At 48.7% G+C, this 20,856-nt stretch carries 15 protein-coding genes and 1 tRNA gene; all 16 read left to right on the top strand.

The genetic code is table 11. The features are described from left to right. A partial coding sequence (locus HMPREF1647_RS00050; protein WP_035430913.1) for a P-loop NTPase family protein occupies window positions 1-306 on the top strand: 306 nt, incomplete at its 5' end. Window positions 307-438: 132 nt separating this feature from the next. Beyond that, window positions 439-1,746, top strand: a complete 1,308-nt coding sequence (locus tag HMPREF1647_RS00055; protein WP_035430915.1) for a glycosyltransferase family 2 protein — start codon at window positions 439-441, stop codon at window positions 1,744-1,746. 75 nt (window positions 1,747-1,821) lie between these two features. Further along, window positions 1,822-3,345 (top strand): IMP dehydrogenase, encoded by a 1,524-nt coding sequence (locus HMPREF1647_RS00060; RefSeq protein ID WP_035430917.1) that lies wholly within the window; start codon window positions 1,822-1,824, stop codon window positions 3,343-3,345. A gap of 75 nt (window positions 3,346-3,420) precedes the next feature. After that, on the top strand, window positions 3,421-5,994 hold the full coding sequence (gene leuS / locus HMPREF1647_RS00065; RefSeq protein ID WP_035430919.1) for a leucine--tRNA ligase: 2,574 nt from the start codon (window positions 3,421-3,423) through the stop codon (window positions 5,992-5,994). A gap of 124 nt (window positions 5,995-6,118) precedes the next feature. Then, window positions 6,119-6,613, top strand: a complete 495-nt coding sequence (locus HMPREF1647_RS00070; RefSeq protein ID WP_035430921.1) for a ribosome maturation factor RimP — start codon at window positions 6,119-6,121, stop codon at window positions 6,611-6,613. Between the two features lie 16 nt (window positions 6,614-6,629). Then, window positions 6,630-7,871 (top strand): transcription termination factor NusA, encoded by a 1,242-nt coding sequence (nusA, locus tag HMPREF1647_RS00075; RefSeq protein ID WP_035430923.1) that lies wholly within the window; start codon window positions 6,630-6,632, stop codon window positions 7,869-7,871. A 43-nt stretch (window positions 7,872-7,914) separates the two neighbouring features. Continuing rightward, window positions 7,915-10,554 carry a translation initiation factor IF-2 gene (gene infB, locus HMPREF1647_RS00080; protein WP_035430925.1) on the top strand — a complete coding sequence of 880 codons (2,640 nt, stop codon included), beginning with the start codon at window positions 7,915-7,917 and terminating at the stop codon, window positions 10,552-10,554. 11 nt (window positions 10,555-10,565) lie between these two features. Continuing rightward, window positions 10,566-10,976 (top strand): 30S ribosome-binding factor RbfA, encoded by a 411-nt coding sequence (gene rbfA, locus HMPREF1647_RS00085; protein ID WP_035430928.1) that lies wholly within the window; start codon window positions 10,566-10,568, stop codon window positions 10,974-10,976. 4 nt (window positions 10,977-10,980) lie between these two features. Continuing rightward, window positions 10,981-12,000 (top strand): DHH family phosphoesterase, encoded by a 1,020-nt coding sequence (locus HMPREF1647_RS00090; RefSeq protein ID WP_035430930.1) that lies wholly within the window; start codon window positions 10,981-10,983, stop codon window positions 11,998-12,000. Next, a complete protein-coding gene (truB, locus tag HMPREF1647_RS00095) occupies window positions 12,001-12,942 on the top strand; it encodes a tRNA pseudouridine(55) synthase TruB (RefSeq protein ID WP_035430933.1) in 942 nt (313 codons plus the stop codon). A 2-nt stretch (window positions 12,943-12,944) separates the two neighbouring features. Further along, window positions 12,945-13,988: a riboflavin biosynthesis protein RibF gene (gene ribF / locus HMPREF1647_RS00100; RefSeq protein WP_035430935.1), complete on the top strand. Its 1,044-nt coding sequence runs from the start codon at window positions 12,945-12,947 to the stop codon at window positions 13,986-13,988. After that, on the top strand, window positions 13,978-15,960 hold the full coding sequence (dnaG, locus tag HMPREF1647_RS00105) for a DNA primase (protein ID WP_035430938.1): 1,983 nt from the start codon (window positions 13,978-13,980) through the stop codon (window positions 15,958-15,960). Before ribF ends, dnaG begins: the two co-directional genes overlap by 11 nt. Window positions 15,961-16,081: 121 nt before the next feature. Then, window positions 16,082-17,449, top strand: coding sequence for an RNA polymerase sigma factor RpoD (gene rpoD / locus HMPREF1647_RS00110; protein WP_035430940.1), 1,368 nt, complete (start codon window positions 16,082-16,084; stop codon window positions 17,447-17,449). A gap of 119 nt (window positions 17,450-17,568) precedes the next feature. Beyond that, window positions 17,569-17,643, top strand: a tRNA-Asn gene (locus HMPREF1647_RS00115). Window positions 17,644-17,937: 294 nt separating this feature from the next. Further along, window positions 17,938-19,239 (top strand): substrate-binding domain-containing protein, encoded by a 1,302-nt coding sequence (locus tag HMPREF1647_RS00120; protein WP_035430942.1) that lies wholly within the window; start codon window positions 17,938-17,940, stop codon window positions 19,237-19,239. A 104-nt stretch (window positions 19,240-19,343) separates the two neighbouring features. Then, window positions 19,344-20,852, top strand: a complete 1,509-nt coding sequence (locus tag HMPREF1647_RS00125) for a sugar ABC transporter ATP-binding protein (RefSeq protein ID WP_035430944.1) — start codon at window positions 19,344-19,346, stop codon at window positions 20,850-20,852. Window positions 20,853-20,856 lie beyond the last annotated feature (4 nt).

Below are 20,856 nucleotides of genomic sequence, written 5' to 3' on the forward strand. Positions count from 1 at the left end.
GCGGTTTACAACTTGCTCGATTTTTCCTCTCTTGAGACGCATGCTTTTGACGGAAAAGAGGAGTCCGTTTCTTTGGGTGAGCGACAAAAAATTGGTCTTTTGAGAGCTCTATCCAGAAAACAAGGGGCACTTGTTTTGGATGAACCTCTACAGAATTTAGATGCGCCAACAGCTCAGAGGCTTTGTAGATATCTCGCCAACCTCAAAGGTGGTCGGACTGTCGTGGTGATTATGCACTCTGATGAACTAGATCAAGAAGCAGACGTTCTTCTCGATATCCAAGATGGCCAATTGTATGCGCATTGATGGGGGAGAAAAATAGATTCCAAGGCACGGGCGCTTTGACCCTTTCGTTGCGCTAAGATTATAAGGTAATTGTTTAACGAGAGGTTTTGGCTGATAAAACATATTTGCCTTGAGTTTGGAGCGTAGGGATATATGCCATTGCAATTTAACAGACTCGGTATCACTCCAATCGTTGTTTTTAACTTTATTATCTGGCTTTTCTTTACACTCGCATACTTCTATCAGATTGTGTATATCCTTCGCGTCTTAGTTAAGGGTGAGGTAAAGCTTCCAAAGGCAAAAAAGCAGCACCGCTATGCTTTCTTTATTGCCGCTCACAACGAAGAGCCAGTTATTGGCAATCTTGTCAGGTCTATTCTTTCTCAGGATTATCCTCGAGAACTGATGGATGTCTTTGTTGTTGCAGACGCTTGTACCGATAAAACAGCTGAAGAGGCAAGAAAAGCTGGAGCAATTACTTGGGAGAGAAATGACCTTGCTCGTAAAGGTAAGAGCTGGGTTATGGACTATGGCTTTGACCGCATTCTTAATGAGTACGGTGACAAATACGAGGCTTTTATTATTATGGACGCCGATAACCTGGTTTCTCCAAGTTACTTAAAGATTATGAATCAGGCTTTTGACGCAGGATATCTTGTCTGCACCAGTTACAGAAACTCAAAGAATTTTGATTCTAGCTGGGTAAGTTCTGCCTATGCTACTTGGTTTATGCGTGAGGCAAAGTTCTTGAATAACGCTCGTATGATGATGGGCACCAGTTGTGCAGTTTCTGGTTCCGGCTGGATGGTTTCTTCTCGCATTATTAAAGGTATGCATGGATGGGATTTCCATACTCTCACTGAGGATATTCAGTTCTCTACCTTCTGCAGCGCTCATAACATCCAAATCGGTTATGCGCCTGCAGAGTTCTTTGATGAGCAGCCTTTGACTTTTAAGGCGTCATGGACACAGCGCATGCGTTGGACAAAAGGCTTCTACCAGGTGTTTTTCTCGTATGGCTTTGATCTACTTAAAGGTATTTTTAAGGGTCAGTTTGCCTCATACGATATGCTGATGACCATTGCTCCAGGCATGATTTTGACGCTGCTTTCAGCCTTTATTAATGGTACTTACCTGTTGGTTGGCTATTTGAGCCACGGCTTTGTTGCTACTGACGCAGAGATTGCTATGAGTGTTGGATCTTTGGTTATGACGGTTTTCTCGATGTATGCGGTCTTCTTTATTCTGGCGCTTATTACCACTATCTCGGAGTACAAGCATTTCCACGTAAAGAAGAAGTGGCGTATTTTTACCAATCTCTTCACGTTCCCTATTTTTATGATGACGTATATCCCTATTACCGTTGCGGCTTTGTTCAAAAAGGTTGAGTGGGTTCCTACTAAACATGACATTGCTGTTAACTTTGAGGATGTTATTGCTTCAAGTGGGAGTTCAAATTAAATAATTAGCTCCACTGGTGGTACAATGCCAAAACACGTTGAGCATGACCGGTAGGTCAGGAGGGAGCCAAAAACAATGGCAAAGTTCTTCGAAGGCGAATCGCATACATTTTCTGAGTATCTTTTGGTTCCTGGCTATTCATCAGCTGAGAACATCCCTGCAAATGTTTCTTTGAAGACTCCTCTGGTAAAGTTTAAGCGTGGCGAGAAAAGCGCAATTGAGCTCAACATTCCTATGGTGTCTGCAGTAATGCAGTCAGTTTCTGGTCCTCGTCTGGCAATTGCCTTAGCCCAGCAGGGCGGCATTGCCTTTATTTATGGCTCTCAGTCTGCTGAAAATGAAGCTCAGATGGTTCGCGAGGTTAAGAGCTACAAGGCAGGCTTTGTTGTTTCTGACTCAACACTCACTCCAGAGATGACCCTTGGTGACGTGCTTGACCTTAAAGAGAAGACTGGTCACTCCACCATGCCTGTCACTGACGATGGCACTTCTCGCGGTAAGCTCGTGGGCATTGTTACCTCTCGTGACTATCGTCCTTCTCGCGATGATCGCTCTAAGCTGGTATCTGAGTTTATGACTCCAGCTGATAAGCTTATTACCGCAGCTGAGGATACCACCCTTAAAGAGGCAAATGACCTTATCTGGGACAACAAGCTCAATACCCTTCCTATTGTCGATAAGAACGGTCACCTGGTCAGCCTTGTATTCCGCAAGGATTATGATTCCCACAAGTCTGCCCCAGATGAGCTTCTTGATGACTCCAAGCGCTACATGGTTGGCGCTGGTATTAATACTCGTGACTATGAAACCCGCGTTCCTCTGCTTGTTGATGCAGGCGCTGATGTTTTATGCATTGACTCTTCTGAGGGCTATTCCGAGTGGCAGAAGCGCACGCTTGAATGGGTTCGTGCAACTTACGGTGATTCCGTCAAGATTGGCGCAGGTAACGTTGTAGATGCTGAGGGCTTCCGCTTCTTGGCAGAGGCTGGCGCTGACTTTATCAAGATTGGTATCGGCGGCGGTTCTATCTGCATCACTCGTGAGCAGAAGGGCATTGGTCGTGGTCAGGCAACCTCTGTCATTGATGTTGCTCGCGCTCGTGATGAGTACTTTGAGGAGACTGGCATCTATATTCCAATCTGCTCTGACGGTGGAATTGTCTACGACTATCACATGACTTTGGCCCTTGCTATGGGTTCTGACTTCATGATGCTTGGTCGTTACTTTGCTCGCTTTGATGAGAGTCCTTCTGACCGCGTTATTGTTAACGGCTCTTATATGAAGGAATACTGGGGCGAGGGTTCTGCACGTGCTCGTAACTGGCAACGCTACGACCTTGGCGGCAACAAGCGCGGTCTTTCCTTTGTTGAGGGCGTTGATTCTTACGTTCCATACGCAGGTCCTTTGAAGGATGGCGTTGACGCATCACTTCTGAAGGTCAAGTCCACCATGTGTAACTGCGGTGCTCTTGATATTCCTGAGCTTCGCGATAAGGCAAAGATTACACTTGTCTCTTCAACTTCAATTGTTGAGGGCGGCGCACACGACGTCTTGCTGAAAGATTCAAACCAGCAGGTCAGCTACAATTTCCGTTCATAACTCACAGGATGTATGGACTACGAGCGTCACCAAGTATTTTGCTTGGTGACGCATCGCTATAAGAAAGGGGAACTCGTGGAAAACGAGGAAGTACAGAACGTATCCGATACAGGTGATTTTCCTGCTTACGACGCTGAGGCTATTGAAACTAAGTGGCAGCGTGTCTGGGAAGAGCAGAATCTTTACAAGACAGAAGAAGACAGCTCAAGGCCTAAAAAATACGTTCTAGAGATGTTCCCTTATCCTTCGGGCGATCTTCACATGGGTCACGCTCGTAACTACACCATTGGCGATGCTATGGCTCGTCAGGCTCGTATGCGTGGCTTTGACGTTTTGCATCCAATGGGCTTTGACGCTTTTGGTCTTCCTGCAGAAAACGCTGCTATTAAGCACAATACCCAGCCTTCCGTGTGGACTCATAAGAATATTGACCAGGCTGTAAAGACCATGTTCCGCATGGGTTTTGCTTACGACAAAGACCGCATGTTTAACACGTGTGACCCTGAGTACTACAAGTGGGGTCAGTGGATTTTTCTCAAGATGCTTGAGAAGGGTCTGGTATATCGTGCAACAAGCCCTGTTAACTGGTGCCCTAACGACAAAACTGTTCTTGCAAACGAGCAGGTAGTTAACGGTAAGTGCTGGCGCTGTGGTGCGGTTCCAGAGAAGCGTGAGCTCTCTCAGTGGTACCTGCGCATTACTGATTACGCGCAGGAGCTTCTTGATGACCTTGACCAGCTTGAGGGCTGGCCAGAGCGTGTTCGTGCTATGCAGGCAAACTGGATTGGTCGCTCCGAGGGCGCAGAGATTGACTTCACCCTGGCAGATACTGATGGCGTCACGCCAACCGATACCAAGATGACCGTCTTTACCACTCGTGCAGATACCATCTATGGCTGCACCTTCATGCTGCTCCCACCAGAGTCCAAGCTTGCTGCTGAGCTGGTAGAGGATTCAGAGTACAAGGCTGCCTTTGACGCCCTTCACGAGGAGGCCGTAAAGGTTTCTTCCATTGATCGCCAGGGAACAGACCGCGAGAAACACGGTGTATTCACTGGCCGTTACGCAATTAACCCCGTTACCGGACAGACCGTACCAATTTGGGTTGCTGACTACGTCCTTCTCGACTATGGTACTGGCGCCGTTATGGGTGTTCCATCAGGCGATAAGCGCGACTTTGACTTTGCTAAGAAGTATGACCTGCCTATTGTTCCTATCATTTGCGAAGAGGGAACTGATATTTACGAGGAGCTCAAGGGAGTTTCCGAGTACAAGGTAACCTCTGTTGACTGGGACGGACCAATGGATACCGTTGGTATTCTCGTCCAGTCTGGTCCTTTCACCGGACTTCGCGGTGGTAAGCATTCCGAGGCAGAGGAGGCTGTTGTTGCCTATCTGACTAAGTACAACGTTGGACGTAGAACTGTTCAGTTCCGCCTTCGTGACTGGCTCATCTCAAGGCAGCGTTACTGGGGCAATCCAATTCCAATGATTCATTGCGATTGCTGTGGTGACGTCCCAGTTCCTTATGATCAGCTCCCTGTTACGCTTCCAGACAATCTTGACCTGGCAGCAGGAGATACTCTTGCTGAGTGCAAGGAGTTTGTAGAGACCACCTGTCCTCAGTGCGGCAAGCCCGCCAAGCGTATCACTGATACCATGGACACTTTCACCTGCTCTAGCTGGTATTATCTGCGCTACTGCGATCCACACAACACCGAGCTTCCTTTTTCTAAGGAGTCAGTGGACCGCTGGATGCCGGTAGATAACTACATTGGTGGCATTGAGCACGCAATTCTGCACCTTCTGTATTCTCGATTCTTTACTAAGGTCCTTCGTGACCTGGGCATGATTGCTATTGACGAGCCATTTAAGAACCTGATGACCCAGGGTATGGTCAAGGATGAGCACGGCGACACCATGTCAAAGTCAAAGGGTAACGTTGTACCTCCAAGCTCTGTCATTGAGCCTTACGGTGCAGATACGATGCGTCTTGCCATTCTCTTTGTTGCTCCACCAGAGAAGGATTTTGACTGGGACGAGAAGGTCGTTGCAGGTGCAAACCGCTTTATCAAGCGCGCATGGCGTGTGGTTTGGGAACTCTCTCGCACCGCTGATGCTTCTGCCGTACTCGACCACACCGCTTTGGATGCAAAGTCGCTTGAGCTCAACCGCGTTCTCAACGCTATGGGAATCCGCTGCACCACCGAGTTTGACAAGGGCCAGTTCAACACTGCTATTTCTGCAGTTATGGAGCTGGTTAATGCAGCAAGCGCCTATATCAACGAGGTTCCTGCAGAGTCTAGAGACGCTGCACTTTGCTACAAGGTTGCAAATGATGTTGTTGCCATGCTGGCTCCAATCATTCCTCACTGGGCTGAGGAGCTCAGCCACGAGGCTCTGGGTAAAGACACACCTGTCTATCACCAGCCTTGGCCAGAGTTTGACCCAGAGCAGGCAAAGAGCAATACCGTTGAAATTGCTGTTCAGCTTAAGGGTAAGGTTCGCGCTCGCATTGAGGTTGCTGCAGATGCTTCTGAGGAAGAGCTCACTGCAGCCGCAACTGAGGCAATTACCGATCAGCTTGAGGGTAAAGAGATTAGAAAAGTCATTGTTGTTAAGGGTCGACTTGTGAATATCGTTGCCTAACAGCAAAAACACTTGACGAGAAGCCCTGTATCTCGTAAGATATCTCTAAACGTAGTTGTTATTAGTTGGAAGTGGGGTTGAGTTTTGACCCCGCTTCCTTTCTGTATATAGATGAGGAGGTCAAATGCAAAACGAAGGTGCAACACAGAAAATCTTGTCCGCACTAGAGCAGGCTGCACTCAATCACCACATTGATATTGTTGATGTTGAGATTATTGGTTCTTCTAAGAATCCTGTGGTCAGAGTAAGAATTGACCATGATGATGAGACAGCAGAGACCATTTCTCTTGATGAAGTTGCTCAAGAAACATCATGGATCTCAGAGACCATAGATGAGCTTGATCCATTCCCAGCATCATTTACCTTGGAGGTTTCTTCTCCAGGAATGGCTCGTCCGCTTCGCCGCGCAAAAGACTTTGAGCGCTTTGCAGGAGAAGAGATTCAGCTTCAGACTACCGCCACAGAGGGACGCCGTAAATTTACCGGCAAACTCTTGGGCATTGAGGGTGCAACTATCTCAATCCAGACAGAAGATGAAGTCTGTACTGTTGATTTGTCTGAGTTAAAGAAGTGCGTTATTAAACCAGTTTTTGATTTCTCGGCCTCAGCCAAGAAGTAGATAGAGAGGATTATTCATGGCATCTGAAATGATGGAAGCTTTGATGTTGCTTTGCCAGGAGAAGCACATCGATGAGTTGTATCTTCTGGACCGTTTGGAGCAGTCTCTGGCAAAAAGCTATGCTGACGTCCTCCATCTTGATTTTGGCGCCCGTGTCACCATTGATAGGGCTACTGGTCGTGTCTACGTCTATGAGCTTGTCCCTAAGGGCGAGCCAGATGAGGAGACCGGTTTGTACACCGAGTTTGACGAGGTTGATGTAACTCCTCCAGATACCAGCCGTATTGCTGCACAGCATGCTAAGGCAGAGATTAAGACCCTTGTGCGCAATGCCGCCCGTGCTCAGATTTATGATGAGTTCCGTGGCCGCATTGGTGACATCATCACAGGTACTGTTCTTCAGTCCACTCCTGATTTCACCATCATTAAGATTCGTGAGGGTGTTGAGGCAGAGCTTCCACACTTTGATCAGCGCCGTTTCCCTGATGAGCGCGATGAGCGTCCAGCAGGCGAGCGTTACCTTCACAACCAGCGCATTAAGGCAATTATCGTAGACGTTCGCGATCCTAATGCAACTCAGCCAGCAGTTCGTGGTGAGCGTCAGCGTCCACCAATTGTTGTTTCTCGTACCCACCCAGATCTTATTCGTCGTCTCTTTGAGCTTGAGGTTCCAGAGGTTTATGACGGTGTTGTAAGCATCCGCTCCATTGCTCGTGAGGCTGGCGTTCGCTCCAAGATTGCTGTTTCTTCCGTTGACGAGCGCCTTGATCCAGTTGGTGCTTGCGTTGGTCCTAAGGGCAGCCGTGTTCGCACCGTAGTTTCTGAGCTCCGTGGAGAGCGCGTTGACGTTGTGCCTTGGTTTGACGATGCTGCTCGTTGCGTTGCGTCTGCACTTTCACCTGCACGCGTTTCTCGCGTTATTGTTGATGGCGCTACGGGACACGCAACTGTTATTGTTCCTGATGATCAGCTGTCTTTGGCAATTGGTAAAGAGGGCCAGAATGCTCGACTTGCTGCTCGCCTAACTGGTCTTCACATTGACATCAAGAACGAATCCCTTGCTGCAAGCATTCTGAACAACCTTCCTGAGGTTGTTGAAGAGACTGTTGACGAGGAAGAGATTGCTCATCGTTGTAAGTATGTGAGCCCTAACGGAACTCCTTGCCGCAATATGGCAAGACCTGGTTCTGATTTCTGTGGCATTCATGATGACATGGAGAATGCAGAGATTTCTTCTGATCCAGACTCACTGATCTAGTCAACTACCTGTAACTATCCCGTCAACCGGAAGGTTTTCATATATGGCAAAAATGCGTGTACATGACCTTGCCAAAGAATATGGTATGCAGAGCAAGGAATTGCTCGAGCACCTTGCGGACATGAAGATTCCTGCAAAGTCTGCTTCTTCTACGCTTGAAGACGCATATATCTCTATTGTTCGTAAGAAACTCCAGCCTATTATGGAGGCTCGTGCCGCTGAAATCGCAGCTCAAAAGGCTGCTGAGGAAGAGGCTGCTGCCAGGGAGGCAAAGGCTGCTGCAGAGGCAGCAGAGGCTGAGCGACTTGCTGCAGAGGCAAGGCGTGAGGCTGAGCGTGCTGAAGAAGAGAAGAAGCGCGCAAAAGAGGAGGCTGCTCGTAAGAAAGAAGAGGAGCGCCGCCGCGCTGAGGAGGAGAAGAAGCGTCTTGAGGCTGAAGAGGCCGAGCGTAATCGCGTAAAGGATACCGCTCCTAAGGCTGCTCCTTCTTTCAATAACCTGCTTGACCAGATTGCTCAGCAGGAAGAGGTATTGAAGCAGCAGGCAGCAGAGTCCGCTGCTCAGAAGAAGGCTGAGAAGGGACCTAGAAACCACGCTCGCGCTAATGCAAGCGAGGCAAGTGGCGCTCCTTCTCGTCATAACTTCAAGAATGAGCGCAATGACGCTTCCATGTCTGATGAGCGTCCAAACGGCAAACGCAAGAAGAATCGTCGCGGTGGAGATGACGGAGAAGACCGTTATAGCCGCATGGCGCGTGAGGCTGAGGCTTACAACAGAAGCCGCGTTTTAGATGAGGCTCGCGTTGCTATTGAAGAGGCAAGCCGTGAGTCCACTGGTCGCCGTAAAAAGCGCAAAGAGCGTCGTCAGAAGCAGGCTGCAGAGGCTGCTATGGAGCAGCGTATTGAGGAAGCACTTGCAAACGACCAGGATATTTCCCAGCTTGATACTGTAAAGGTCCCTCAGGGTTCTACTGTCTCTGAACTTGCTGAACTTCTTGGCGTTCCTGCAAATGACATCATTAAGCGCCTGTTCCTGCTTGGCAATCCTCTGACGCTTACCGAGACCATGTCTGATGAGCTTATTGAGATTGTTGCTGATGACCTTGGCCGCCAGATTAAGATCATGTCTAAGGAGGAGGAGAACTCCTTCACCTTCTACGATGATCCTAAGGATTTGAAGCCACGTCCTCCAGTAGTTACCGTCATGGGTCACGTTGACCACGGTAAGACATCGCTTCTGGACGCAATCCGTCACACCGGCGTTGCAGCTGGTGAGGCTGGTGGTATTACTCAGGCAATTGGTGCTTCTCAGGTCACCATTAACGGCCGTGAGATTACCTTCATTGATACCCCAGGTCACGAGACCTTTACCGCAATGCGTGCTCGTGGTGCAAAGGTCACCGATATTGTCATCTTGATTGTTGCTGCAGACGACGGCGTTATGCCTCAGACCATTGAGTCTATCAACCACGCAAAGGCCGCTGGTGTTCCAATTGTTGTTGCTGTTAACAAGATTGATAAGCCAGGCGCAGATCCTACCCGTGTTCGTCAGGAGCTCACCGAGTACGGTGTTATTCCTGAGGAGTGGGGCGGACAGAACATGTTTGTTGATATCTCCGCTAAGCAGAATTTGGGCATCGACGATCTTCTCGAGACTATTCTTTTGCAGGCAGATGTCCTTGAGCTGAAGGCTAACCCAGACACCTTTGCATCTGGTAACGTTCTTGAGGCTAAGCTTGACCGTGGTCGTGGCTCTGTTGCTACTGTTCTGGTCACACGCGGTACACTCCACATCGGCGACGCTCTTGTTGCTGGTATGGCATTTGGTCGCGTCCGTGCAATGCTTGATCCTAAGGGCAACGCAGTTACTACCGCTGGTCCTTCTGATGCAGTTGAGATTCTTGGTCTGCAAACCGTTCCTGGCGCAGGCGATGAGTTCCGCGTCTTCCAGGAGGAGCGCGACGCTCGTGAGCTTGCTGATCAGCGCGCCCTTAAGGCTCGTATTGAAGAGCAGAACCGTGTTAAGCACGTTACCCTCGAGAACCTCTTTGACACCATGGCTGACCGTGACGTCAAGGAACTCAACCTCATCATCAAGGCTGATGTTCAGGGCTCCATCGAGGCTCTCCAGGATTCCCTGGACAAGATGGACCAGTCCGAGGTTCGTATCAGTACCATCCACTCTGCTGTTGGTGGCATTACCGAGACAGACGTTGTTCTCGCCGATGCGTCCAACGCAATTATCATTGGCTTTGGCGTCCGTCCAGATGCAAAGGCTAAGCTTGCTGCAGAGCGCGTAGGTGTTGAGATTAGAACGTATAGCGTTATCTACAAGGCAATCGAAGAGATTGACGCAGCTCGTATTGGTATGCTCAAGCCAACTGAGCAGGAAGTCCAGACCGGCGTTGCTGAAGTTCGCGATACCTTCAAGGTACCTAAGGTTGGTATTGCTGCCGGCTGCATGATTTCTGATGGTGAGATTTCCCGCGACGATAACATTCGCCTCATTCGTGACGGCTTTGTTGTCTACGATGGAAAGATTGCATCGCTCAGGCGCTTCAAAGACGACGTTAAGAGCGTTAAATCCGGCTACGAATGCGGTATTGGCCTTGAGAACTTCCAGGACATCAAGCCTGGCGACCAGCTCGAGGGCTATCGCATTGAGCAGGTGGCTCGTACCGAGTAAGAAAGGACAGCATGAAACAGAATCAGTTTTCTCGTCGTACTAATGAGATTGCTCGAGAAAAGCTCAGCTGGATCCTTTTGTTTGAAATTTCCGACCCTGATCTCCAGCTTGTGACTGTCACAAGCTGCGAGGTCTCGGTTGATAAGTCCTTTATGCGCGCCTATGTAAGCTGTGAGCCTGATCGCTACGATAAGGTCCTTGCAGCTCTTAAGCGTGCTAAGGGTAGGATTCGCTCGCTTTTGGGCCACGCGCTGAACTGGCGTGTAACCCCTGAGCTTGATTTCAAAATTGATACCACTACCGATGAGGCTGAGCGTATTGCTCAGGCACTTGAGGTTGTTCCACCAACGCTTGGTGTTGCGAAAGACGAGTTTGGATACCCTCTAGTTTCTGATGAAGAGAATTCTGACGAGGAGGCGTAAGTAAGTGACGTCACTGAATACAAAAGTCAGTCGTCCAGAGTTTGACGAGGTTATAGCTCTGATTGAGCAGGCCTCGTCAATCGTTGTTTGCGCACATACTTCTCCTGATGGAGATGCGATTGGCTCTGGATTAGCACTTTCTTCCATTATTCAGAGAAGATGGTCTAGCAAAACTGTTACCAATCTTTTGGCAGATGCTGATGGGGAAGTACCACGCATTTACAAGTTTCTTGATGGTACTGAGAGCTTTGTCCCTGCAAATAAGTACGAGGGAACTCCAGATCTTTTTATCTGCGTAGATCTTTCTACTGCAGGTCGTTTGGCTGATGCAGAAGCGCTGATGGAGCGCTCTAAGACGGTAGCAGTGCTTGACCATCACCCTTATAACAACGTGTATTGGAATGCAGGACTCGTGCGTCCTGATGCGGCGGCAACTGGCGTCATTATCACCGAGTTTGCCTGTCATTTGGGTGCAGAACTTATTCCATCTGAGGCACAATGTCTTATGTGTGCGCTGGTAACTGATACTGGTCGTTTCCAGTACCAAAACGCTGACGGCGAGGCTTTTGAGGTAGCAAGTTTGCTGGTAGAAGCAGGTGCTTCTCCATCTCAGATTGCGCTTCATGTCTACCAGAGTGATCGCTTGGCCTATCTTCATCTTGCCGCAAAGGTTATGGGTCGTATTCTCACCTTTGGTGAGGGTCGCGTTGCCTACAGCTACGTTACTACTGCAGATCTTTCTGCATCAGGTGTTCCTCTAGCAGAGATGGATGGCCTGGTAGATATTGTGCGCTGTGTTGAGGGAACAGAAATCGCACTCTTCCTTAAAGAGGTTGATGGCGGCAAAGTTCGCGGCAACTTGCGTTCCAAATCTCAGCTAGATATTTCTGGCGTAGCTCGTCAAATGGGTGGCGGCGGACACACTGCAGCCGCAGGCTTTACCGCTGAAGGCACCATTGACGATGTGTTTACCCAGATAGTCCCTCTGCTCATCGATCTTCTCGCGCTTGACAAGGAGTCATAGGTGAAGCGAGGAGCTAGTGGAATTAACGCACTTATTGCTGTTGACAAACCGCTTGGGCTGACCAGCCATGACGTGGTTTCTCGTGTTCGCCGTGCATTTGGCGAGAAACGCGTGGGACATGCAGGCACTTTGGATCCTAATGCAAGTGGCGTGCTGGTAGTGGGCATTGGACTTGCTACAAAGCTTTTGGGCCTTCTGACGCTTGACCGCAAGGGATATGTAGCCGACATTTCGTTTGGGGCTCGTACCTCAACTGATGATGCAGACGGTCAGGTTGTAGCCACTGCTACTGTCCCAGAAAATCTGTGCGATGAAGAGTTTGCTCGCGCTGCATGCGCAAAGCTGGTGGGTACGGTAGACCAGCTTCCACCTGCAGTTTCTGCAATCTCAGTTGATGGCAAACGAGCCTATCAGCTTGTTCGTGAAGGTAAGACGCCAGAGCTTGCAGCTCGTAGAGTCTCTATTTACGAAGCTACGCTTTTGGCGGTGCGCAAACCTTCTACTACGGATGAATCCCTGGTATGGACAGTTGCGTTTGACGTTTCAAAAGGCACCTACATTAGAAGTATTGCTCGAGACCTTGGTCAGTCTCTTGGAACAGAGGCTCATATTAGTGGACTGAGAAGGACGTTCTCTGGTCCAATCATACTTGGGAACTGCGCTTTATTAGAAGAGCTTGAACAAAGCCCAGCTCAGGTACTTGAAGCTAAACACCTCAATCCAACTGAGGTTCTGGGATACCCTGTGCACAGGTTGACTGCAGCAGAATACAAGTGTGTTGAGGTTGGAAAACGTTTTGGTATTCCGGAAGATCTCTCTGAGATTGCTCATAACTCGCTGGTCAGCCTTGTGTGGAATGAAGCTCTCGTAGGAATTTGGTCAAGGCAGGGCTCTTGCCTTGTCTGCCAGACAAACTTCTCTCAAGGTATTTTGTGTAAGTAAGGATGCGCGTGAACAAGGTAGATCGCATAGCACAATCCGTTTTGTATGGAAGTGAGTTGCCGGCTCCACGTGAGCTTGGTGATGCCGATTTCTATACCTTGCGTTCTGACTGTTACAAGCAACCTTGCGTGTGCGTGCTTGGTGTCTTTGACGGACTTCATGAGGGCCACCAAGGGCTTCTCGCTAGCGCAAAAAAGGACGCCGAAGCTCGCAATGTACCACTTGTTGCTGTGACGTTTTTACCAGACCCTGTTGAGGTGCTGTTTGACGGATCTCCTCGGCGATTGCTCTCGGGAGAAGATAGACTTCGTGCACTTGCCGCATGGGGAGTGGACGGCATCTTGGTGCATCACTTTACCCGCGAGTTTGCGGCATTGAGCGCTACGCAATACGTTGAGGACAAGCTGCTTCCAAGTGTTTCGGCTGTGTCCGTTCATGTGGGTTCTGACTTTGGCCTGGGCGCACAAGGAGCTGAAGGAAGCACGCTGCTCACCTCGCTTGGACATAAGCATGGCTTTGAAGTTCACGCCCATGAGCTCTTTTGCTCAGGTGGACAGAAAATCTCTGCAACTCGCATTAGGGACTTGCTTGAGCAGGGTAAAGTTGAGGAAGCAGCAAGCCTGCTCGGCCGCTGGCACTTTTTAAGCGGTGTGGTCAAGCATGGTCGTGGTCAGGGCACTGGCTTTGGTTTTCCTACGGCAAACGTCGCGCTTGACCTGCATGATTGCATTCCTCAAGACGGCGTGTATGCGTGCTATGTGGTCCATGGCGCAACAGCTTGGCCCGCTGCGGTTAATGTGGGAAAAGCTCCATCATTTGAGTCTCAAACAGGACCTTTGCTTGAGGCTAATCTTCTAGGTTTTAGCGGTAACTTATATGACTCAGAGGTACAGACGGTATTTGTGAAGAGACTGAGAGAATCTAAAAAATTTGATTCGCTTGAAGAGCTCAAGTGTGCCGTTCGTGGAAATATAGATTGGGTAGCCCAGAATCTGGGTACGACTTCATATAACTTAGGAAGCGGGGAGGTGGAAGATGATAACTGACGAAGATAAAGAGCGCGTAAGACAAGCCACAGATTTTGTCACGCTTGTTTCCGAGACAGTTGAGCTAAAACCCCGAGGTCAGGACTATTGGGGATGCTGTCCTTTCCACCAAGAAAAAAGCCCTTCATTCAAGATAAATCCTTCTACGGGTCTCTGGCACTGCTTTGGTGCTTGCTCCGAAGGTGGAGACGTCTTTAGCTATGTCATGAAGCGAGAAAATTTAGATTTTCCTGACGCTATCAGATATCTTGCCGATAAAGCCGGAATTACCCTTTCAGAAGAAGCTCATGTTTCTAAGGGTCCCCGCAAGAATCGCTTAATTGAGTGCCTTACCGAGGCCGAGAATTACTTCCACTCCATGCTTATGCGCGGAAGGGGAGAAGGTCCTGAGGCGGCGCGTGCATATCTCTCTGGTCGCGGATTTGGAGCGGCTGTCTGCAAGCGCTGGAAGCTGGGATATGCACCTGGCAGAGGCGCGCTTGTAGCGCACCTGCGTAAATGTGGCTATACCACGCAAGAGATGATTGCTGCAAACCTTGCTGTTGAGCGTAACGGTCGCATCAGCGACTGGTTCTATGATCGAGTGATGTTTCCTATTCATGATGAGCAGGGAAGAACTATTGCTTTTGGCGGTCGAATTACTAAAAAGGTAGAAAACGCTCCTAAGTACCTTAATACCAGGGACACTTCTGTCTTTAATAAAGGTAAACACCTCTTTGCCTACGATGTCGCAAAAGAGACTATTGCTGCCCAGTCCGAGGCCATTATTTGCGAGGGCTACACTGACGTTATTGCCATGCATGAGGCTGGTTTTACCAACACTGTGGCAGCTTTAGGTACTGCATTTACGTCTGAGCACGTCAAACTCATCGATCGCCAGCGTGCACGCAAAATCATTTGCATGTTTGACGGTGATGCTGCAGGTCAACATGCTGCTGCTCGTGCCATTAAATTTATCGATAAAACAACCGCTGCGTTTCTCTGTGTTGTTTTGCCAAATAATCAGGACCCCATGGAGTTTCTCGCCGAATCAGGTGCAGATAAGCTACGTCCTATCTTAGACTCTGCTCGTCCACTCATGGACTTTGTCTTTGATGCCACAACCGCACAGTTTGACTTATCCGTGCCTGGTGGTCGAGTTAAGGCGCTTGAGGCTCTAGCATCCTTATTGGCTCCGCTCAAGACATCAGTACTTCTGAGCGAGTATGCACTTCGTGTGTCAGACCTGCTTCATATCGACGTTGAGGAAGCAAAGCGCGCAATTAAAGCTGCACCTATTCAAGATGATTCGTTGGATTCTCGCACTTCAAAGGCAGCACGCAAACAGCCTCAGAAGAACATCTATACCTCTTCGTATAACTCAGCTGCTAAAACTCCAGCTTATGCCGAGGGTCCTTCATACTATGATGTTCCACCGTATGACGAGGCGCCGCCATATGATGATCCATCATCGTATAGCGTTTCTGTCGATACGCATGAGCCACGAGGCTCACAGGGTCTCTCCGCAGAAGATCGCAGGCAGGTTAACTCAGAGCTTGAGCTCTTAAGCGCCATGGCAACAAATCTGTCCTTGGTGCGAGAGTATCAAGACCGTATTGCAGACTTTGTCTGGGCCGATGCTCGTCATCAAACCATGGCATGGGCCATGCTTGCTACTCCAGAGGGCGCTACGCCAGCGCAGGTTGTTGCCGCGGCTGCGGCTGTTGAGCCAAATGCGGCAGCTATTCTTTCTTCTGGTCGCGTGATATCTGAGGGCAACTCCGATACACGTCGCTCGCTTGAGTTTATTGTGGACACTGTTGACTACTACTCGGTACAGCGTAAATTGCGAGAAATTCGATCAAATCTGCGCTCCAGTTCTTATGCAGGGGAGTCTTCAAGCGGAACACTTGCTGAAGAGCAACTTGCTGCTGCGCAGAAGCTTCAGACACGAGCGCTTGAGCTAGGCAAGAGGCTTACTTCGGGGCAGTAGAAAATACTCATTTTATGGGGATGCTACTCATCTGATTTTTTATAAATTAAAATGAGTAGTTTGATTAGGTAGAGAAACTTTTGGGTATAAAGATTTGCGCTAATCTATCGAAAGGATATTTGTGGCTGCAAAAAAGGCAAATGAAGAGGTCAAACTCTCAGATGAGCTTACTAAAATTGTTGATGATCTGGTAAGTTCTTCAAAGTCTAACGGTAGTATCAGCGAAGACGATATTCAGGTTGCCATTCGTGACGTTGACGTTAACGATGATGAGCTTTCTGATCTGTACGATTCGCTGCGCGTTAAAGGTGTAGAGATTACTACCGCATCTGAAGCAACCGTTTCTTTCGCCATTGAAGATGACGTCGTAGAGGATGATTTTTCATCCGATGATGACTTGGATGATTCATCTGATTTTGAAGATGAAGATGATGAAGATTTTGATGCCGTAAATGAGGCACGTGAGGTCAAAGAGGCTCTCCGCTCTGTTTCTAAGGCAAAAGTCTCTAAGCCAAAACGCTCTTCTCGCGCTCGTGCTCGTCGCTCAGATACCACCACGGTTATGCTTACCGGCGATCCTGTCCGCATGTATCTTAAAGAGATTGGTAAGGTAGACCTGCTTACTGCATCAGAAGAGGTTCACCTTGCTATGAAGATTGAGGCAGGTACTGCGGCTTCCCAGAAGCTGGAGGACTTTGAGGATGGCCTCATCGAGCTCAACCGTGCAGAGCAGCGCCGCCTCATGCGTATTGAGTCCGTAGGACTTGACGCTAAGCAGCAGCTTATCTCTGCAAACCTTCGTCTTGTCGTCTCAATTGCTAAGCGCTATGTTGGCCGCGGTATGCTGTTCCTTGACCTTATCCAGGAAGGTAACCTGGGCCTTATTCGTGCTGTCGAGAAGTTCGATTACACCAAGGGCTTTAAGTTCTCAACGTATGCTACCTGGTGGATTCGTCAGGCAATTACCCGCGCTATTGCAGACCAGGCACGTACCATTCGTATTCCTGTCCACATGGTAGAGACAATCAACAAGCTGATCCGTGTTCAGCGTCAGCTTCTGCAAGATCTTGGTAGAGATCCTACCCCAGAAGAGATTGGCGCAGAAATGGGTATGTCTCCTGATCGCGTTCGCGAGATCCAGAAGATTAGCCAGGAGCCTGTCTCTCTTGAGACGCCTATTGGTGAAGAAGAAGATTCACAGCTTGGAGACTTTATTGAGGACTCTTCAGCTGTTGCTCCACCAGATGCAGCTTCTGATTCAATGCTTCGTGAGCAGCTTGAGCAGGTTCTTGACGGCCTTGCTGATCGTGAGCGTAAGGTTATTAAGTTCCGCTTTGGTCTTGAGGATGGTCATCCTCGTACCCTTGAAGAGGTGGGCAAGGAGTTTGGAGTTACGCGTGAGCGTATTCGCCAGATTGAGTCCAAGACCTTGGCAAAGCTTCGTCATCCTTCCAGGTCCGGCCGTCTTAAGGACTACATGGAGGAGTAGCTTTTTGGTTTAGGTGTGTGAGATTGTGCAAGAGGAATTTGAATAAATTTTTTCTAAATAATGCTTGCATGGTTTGGAATGTCTCTCTATACTTAAACACCGCTGAGAAGCACACATATTCCCCGATGGCGCAGCGGTAGCGCAGCTGACTGTTAATCAGCGTGTCGCAGGTTCAAATCCTGCTCGGGGAGCCAGAATTTTCAAGACCAGGCAATGCCTGGTCTTTTTTGTTTAAAGAACCGTTCTGCTTTTCTCGCATTAGGCAGATTTTTATATGCTGATTTGAAGAGGACGATTTTCTCGACAATTTGGTCATTTGACCGATTTTTCTTTATTTATCCTCAAAAACTTCAAAATTGACACCGTAAAAGGTACAAAACATAACGCTTACGGTATTTCTGCAACCGTTGAGCGACATCTCACAAAGAGCTGTGATGAGATTTGTTAACGTACTCATTAAGGTCAGTGTTATGCAAAAGGCATAACAAATGAGAAAGGTCACTACTATGGATGTGTCTCGTCGCAGTTTTCTAAAGTTCTGTGGTCTAGGCGTTCTTAGCGTTGGTGGATCTAGCGTTCTTGCAGCTTGCGCACCTAGCGAGAAAAAAGAGGAAGGCGCTAAAGATGCAAAGGTAGAGAACAAGGATAAGCCTGTTGTCTTCTTTAACCGCCAGCCTTCCAACAGCTCCACTGGTGAGCTTGATACAAACACTCTTAACTTCAACAAAGACACTTATTACGTTGGCTTTGATGCAGTTCAGGGTGCAGAGCTCCAGGGCCAGATGGTTCTTGATTACATCAAGGCTCACGCAGCTGAGCTTGATCGCAACAAGGACGGCATTATTGGTTACGTTCTTGCAATTGGTGACATTGGTCACAACGACTCTATCGCTCGTACTCGTGGTGTCCGTAAGGCACTTGGTACTGGCATCGAGAAGGACGGCAAGATTATTTCCGATCCAGTAGGCACCAACACCGATGGCTCCGCTTCTGTTGTTCAGGACGGCAAGCTTGAGGTCGGCGGCAAGTCCTACACCATCCGTGAGCTTGCTTCTCAGGAGATGAAGAACACCGCTGGTGCAACATGGGATGCTGCAACCGCTGGTAACGCAATTGCTGCTTGGTCTTCTTCCTTCGGCGATCAGATTGATGTTGTTGTTTCCAACAACGACGGTATGGGCATGTCCATCTTCAACGCATGGTCAAAGGCTCAGAAGGTCCCAACCTTTGGTTACGACGCTAACTCTGACGCTGTTGCAGCTATTGCTGACGGCTATGCAGGCACCATTTCCCAGCACCCAGATGTTCAGGCTTATCTGACTCTCCGTCTGCTCCGCAACGCTCTTGACGGCGCTGACATCAATACCGGCATTGAGTCCGCAGACGATGCTGGCAACAAGATTGACTCCAAGGACTACAAGTATGTTGCAGAGCAGCGTTCTTACTACGCTCTCAACCTTGCAGTTACCGCTGAGAACTACAAGGACAACCTTGACGCAACCACTACCTATCCAGAGGCTTCTAAGCAGCTGAGCGCAGACAAGCACCCAGAGAAGAAGGTTTGGCTCAACACCTACAACTCTGGCGACAACTTCCTTGGTTCAACCTATGTACCACTGCTCAAGAAGTATGCTCCACTGCTCAACCTCAACGTTGAGTTCATCGCAGGCGATGGCCAGACTGAGTCCAACATTACCAACCGTCTTGGCAACCCTGACGAGTACGATGCATTTGCATTCAACATGGTTAAGACCGACAACGGTTCTTCCTATACCCAGCTGCTTAAGTAATTAAGTAGTCGATAGCACGAAACAATACCGGAGGGGAGACACCTGCTCTCCTCCGGTGTTCTCGCGAATAAGCGCAATAACTTAGCGAGATAAGGGGTGATTACATGGCAGATACAGAAAACGATATCGTTCTAACAATTGATGGAATGAGCAAGTCCTTTGGACGTAACCGCGTTCTGGATCACATTTCAATGAACGTACGCCGTGGAACCGTTATGGGTCTTATGGGAGAGAACGGCGCAGGCAAATCTACCATGATGAAGTGCCTGTTTGGTACGTATCAAAAAGATGAAGGCAAGATATTTCTTGACGGCAAAGAGGTTAATTTCTCTGGACCAAAAGACGCACTTGAGAATGGCGTCGCAATGGTTCACCAGGAGCTTAACCAGTGCCTTGATAGAAATGTTGTAGATAACTTGTTCCTTGGTCGCTATCCCGTTAATGCAATGGGTGTTGTCGACGAGGGACGCATGAAAAAAGAGGCTAACGAGCTCTTCAGGCGTCTTGGTATGACCGTAGACCTGACACAGCCTATGAAGAACATGTCAGTATCTCAGCGTCAAATGTGCGAGATTGCAAAGGCAATTTCTTACAACGCAAAGATTATTGTTCTTGATGAGCCTACTTCTTCACTTATGACCCAAGAGGTCGAGAAACTCTTTGAGATGATTCATATGCTCAAAGAGCAGGGAATTTCTTTGGTCTATATCTCTCACAAGATGGATGAGATCTTTGAGATTTGCGACGACATTTCAGTTCTTCGTGACGGTAAGCTTGTTATGACCAAGCGCTCTGATGAGACCAACATGAATGAGCTTATCTCAGCAATGGTCGGTCGCTCACTTGAGAATCGCTTCCCAGATGTTACTAACACACCTGGTAAGACGTATCTTTCTATTCAGCACCTTTCAACTAAATACGAGCCATACCTTCAAGACGTCACTTTTGACGTAAGGAAGGGCGAGATCTTTGGTCTGTATGGTCTTGTCGGCGCTGGTAGAACAGAGCTTCTTGAGACAATCTTTGGTGTAAGAACCAGAGCTGCAGGTCGTGTCTATGTCAACGGGCACCTTATGAACTTCTCGACAGCCGCAGAGGCAATGGATCACGGCTTTGCCATGATTACCGAGGAGCGTAAAGCAAACGGCCTATTCCTTAAGGGTGACCTGACGTTTAACACAACCATTGCAAACTTGAATCAGTACAAGGCTGGTCCAATTCTTTCTGATCCTAAGATGACTAAGGCTACCGTCAACGAGCTCAAGGTTATGAACACCAAGGCTCAGGGTCCATCAGACTTGATTTCAAGCCTTTCTGGCGGCAACCAGCAGAAGGTCATTTTTGGTAAATGGCTCGAGCGCTATCCACAGGTTTTCCTGATGGACGAGCCTACTCGTGGTATTGATGTTGGTGCTAAATATGAGATCTACCAGCTCATTATTGATATGGCTAAGAGCGGTACCACTATTATCGTAGTCTCTTCGGAGATGCCAGAGATTCTGGGAATTACTAACCGAATTGGCGTTATGTCCAACGGTAGACTCTCGGGCATTGTAAATACCAACGAGACAAATCAAGAAGAACTCCTGCGCCTCAGCGCAAAGTACCTGTAGGAGA

It is taken from the genome of Lancefieldella parvula DNF00906, assembly GCF_000758945.1.
GTDB classification, from domain to species: domain Bacteria; phylum Actinomycetota; class Coriobacteriia; order Coriobacteriales; family Atopobiaceae; genus Lancefieldella; species Lancefieldella parvula_C.

Bases quoted from the DNA above. Each gene is read 5' to 3' on its own strand.
- HMPREF1647_RS00055 (WP_035430915.1), top strand. From the start codon at position 439: ATGCCATTGCAATTTAACAGACTCGGTATCACTCCAATCGTTGTTTTT.
- HMPREF1647_RS00060 (WP_035430917.1), top strand. From the start codon at position 1,822: ATGGCAAAGTTCTTCGAAGGCGAATCGCATACATTTTCTGAGTATCTT.
- HMPREF1647_RS00070 (WP_035430921.1), top strand. From the start codon at position 6,119: ATGCAAAACGAAGGTGCAACACAGAAAATCTTGTCCGCACTAGAGCAG.
- nusA (WP_035430923.1), top strand. From the start codon at position 6,630: ATGGCATCTGAAATGATGGAAGCTTTGATGTTGCTTTGCCAGGAGAAG.
- infB (WP_035430925.1), top strand. From the start codon at position 7,915: ATGGCAAAAATGCGTGTACATGACCTTGCCAAAGAATATGGTATGCAG.
- rbfA (WP_035430928.1), top strand. From the start codon at position 10,566: ATGAAACAGAATCAGTTTTCTCGTCGTACTAATGAGATTGCTCGAGAA.
- ribF (WP_035430935.1), top strand. From the start codon at position 12,945: ATGCGCGTGAACAAGGTAGATCGCATAGCACAATCCGTTTTGTATGGA.
- dnaG (WP_035430938.1), top strand. From the start codon at position 13,978: ATGATAACTGACGAAGATAAAGAGCGCGTAAGACAAGCCACAGATTTT.
- HMPREF1647_RS00120 (WP_035430942.1), top strand. From the start codon at position 17,938: ATGAGAAAGGTCACTACTATGGATGTGTCTCGTCGCAGTTTTCTAAAG.
- HMPREF1647_RS00125 (WP_035430944.1), top strand. From the start codon at position 19,344: ATGGCAGATACAGAAAACGATATCGTTCTAACAATTGATGGAATGAGC.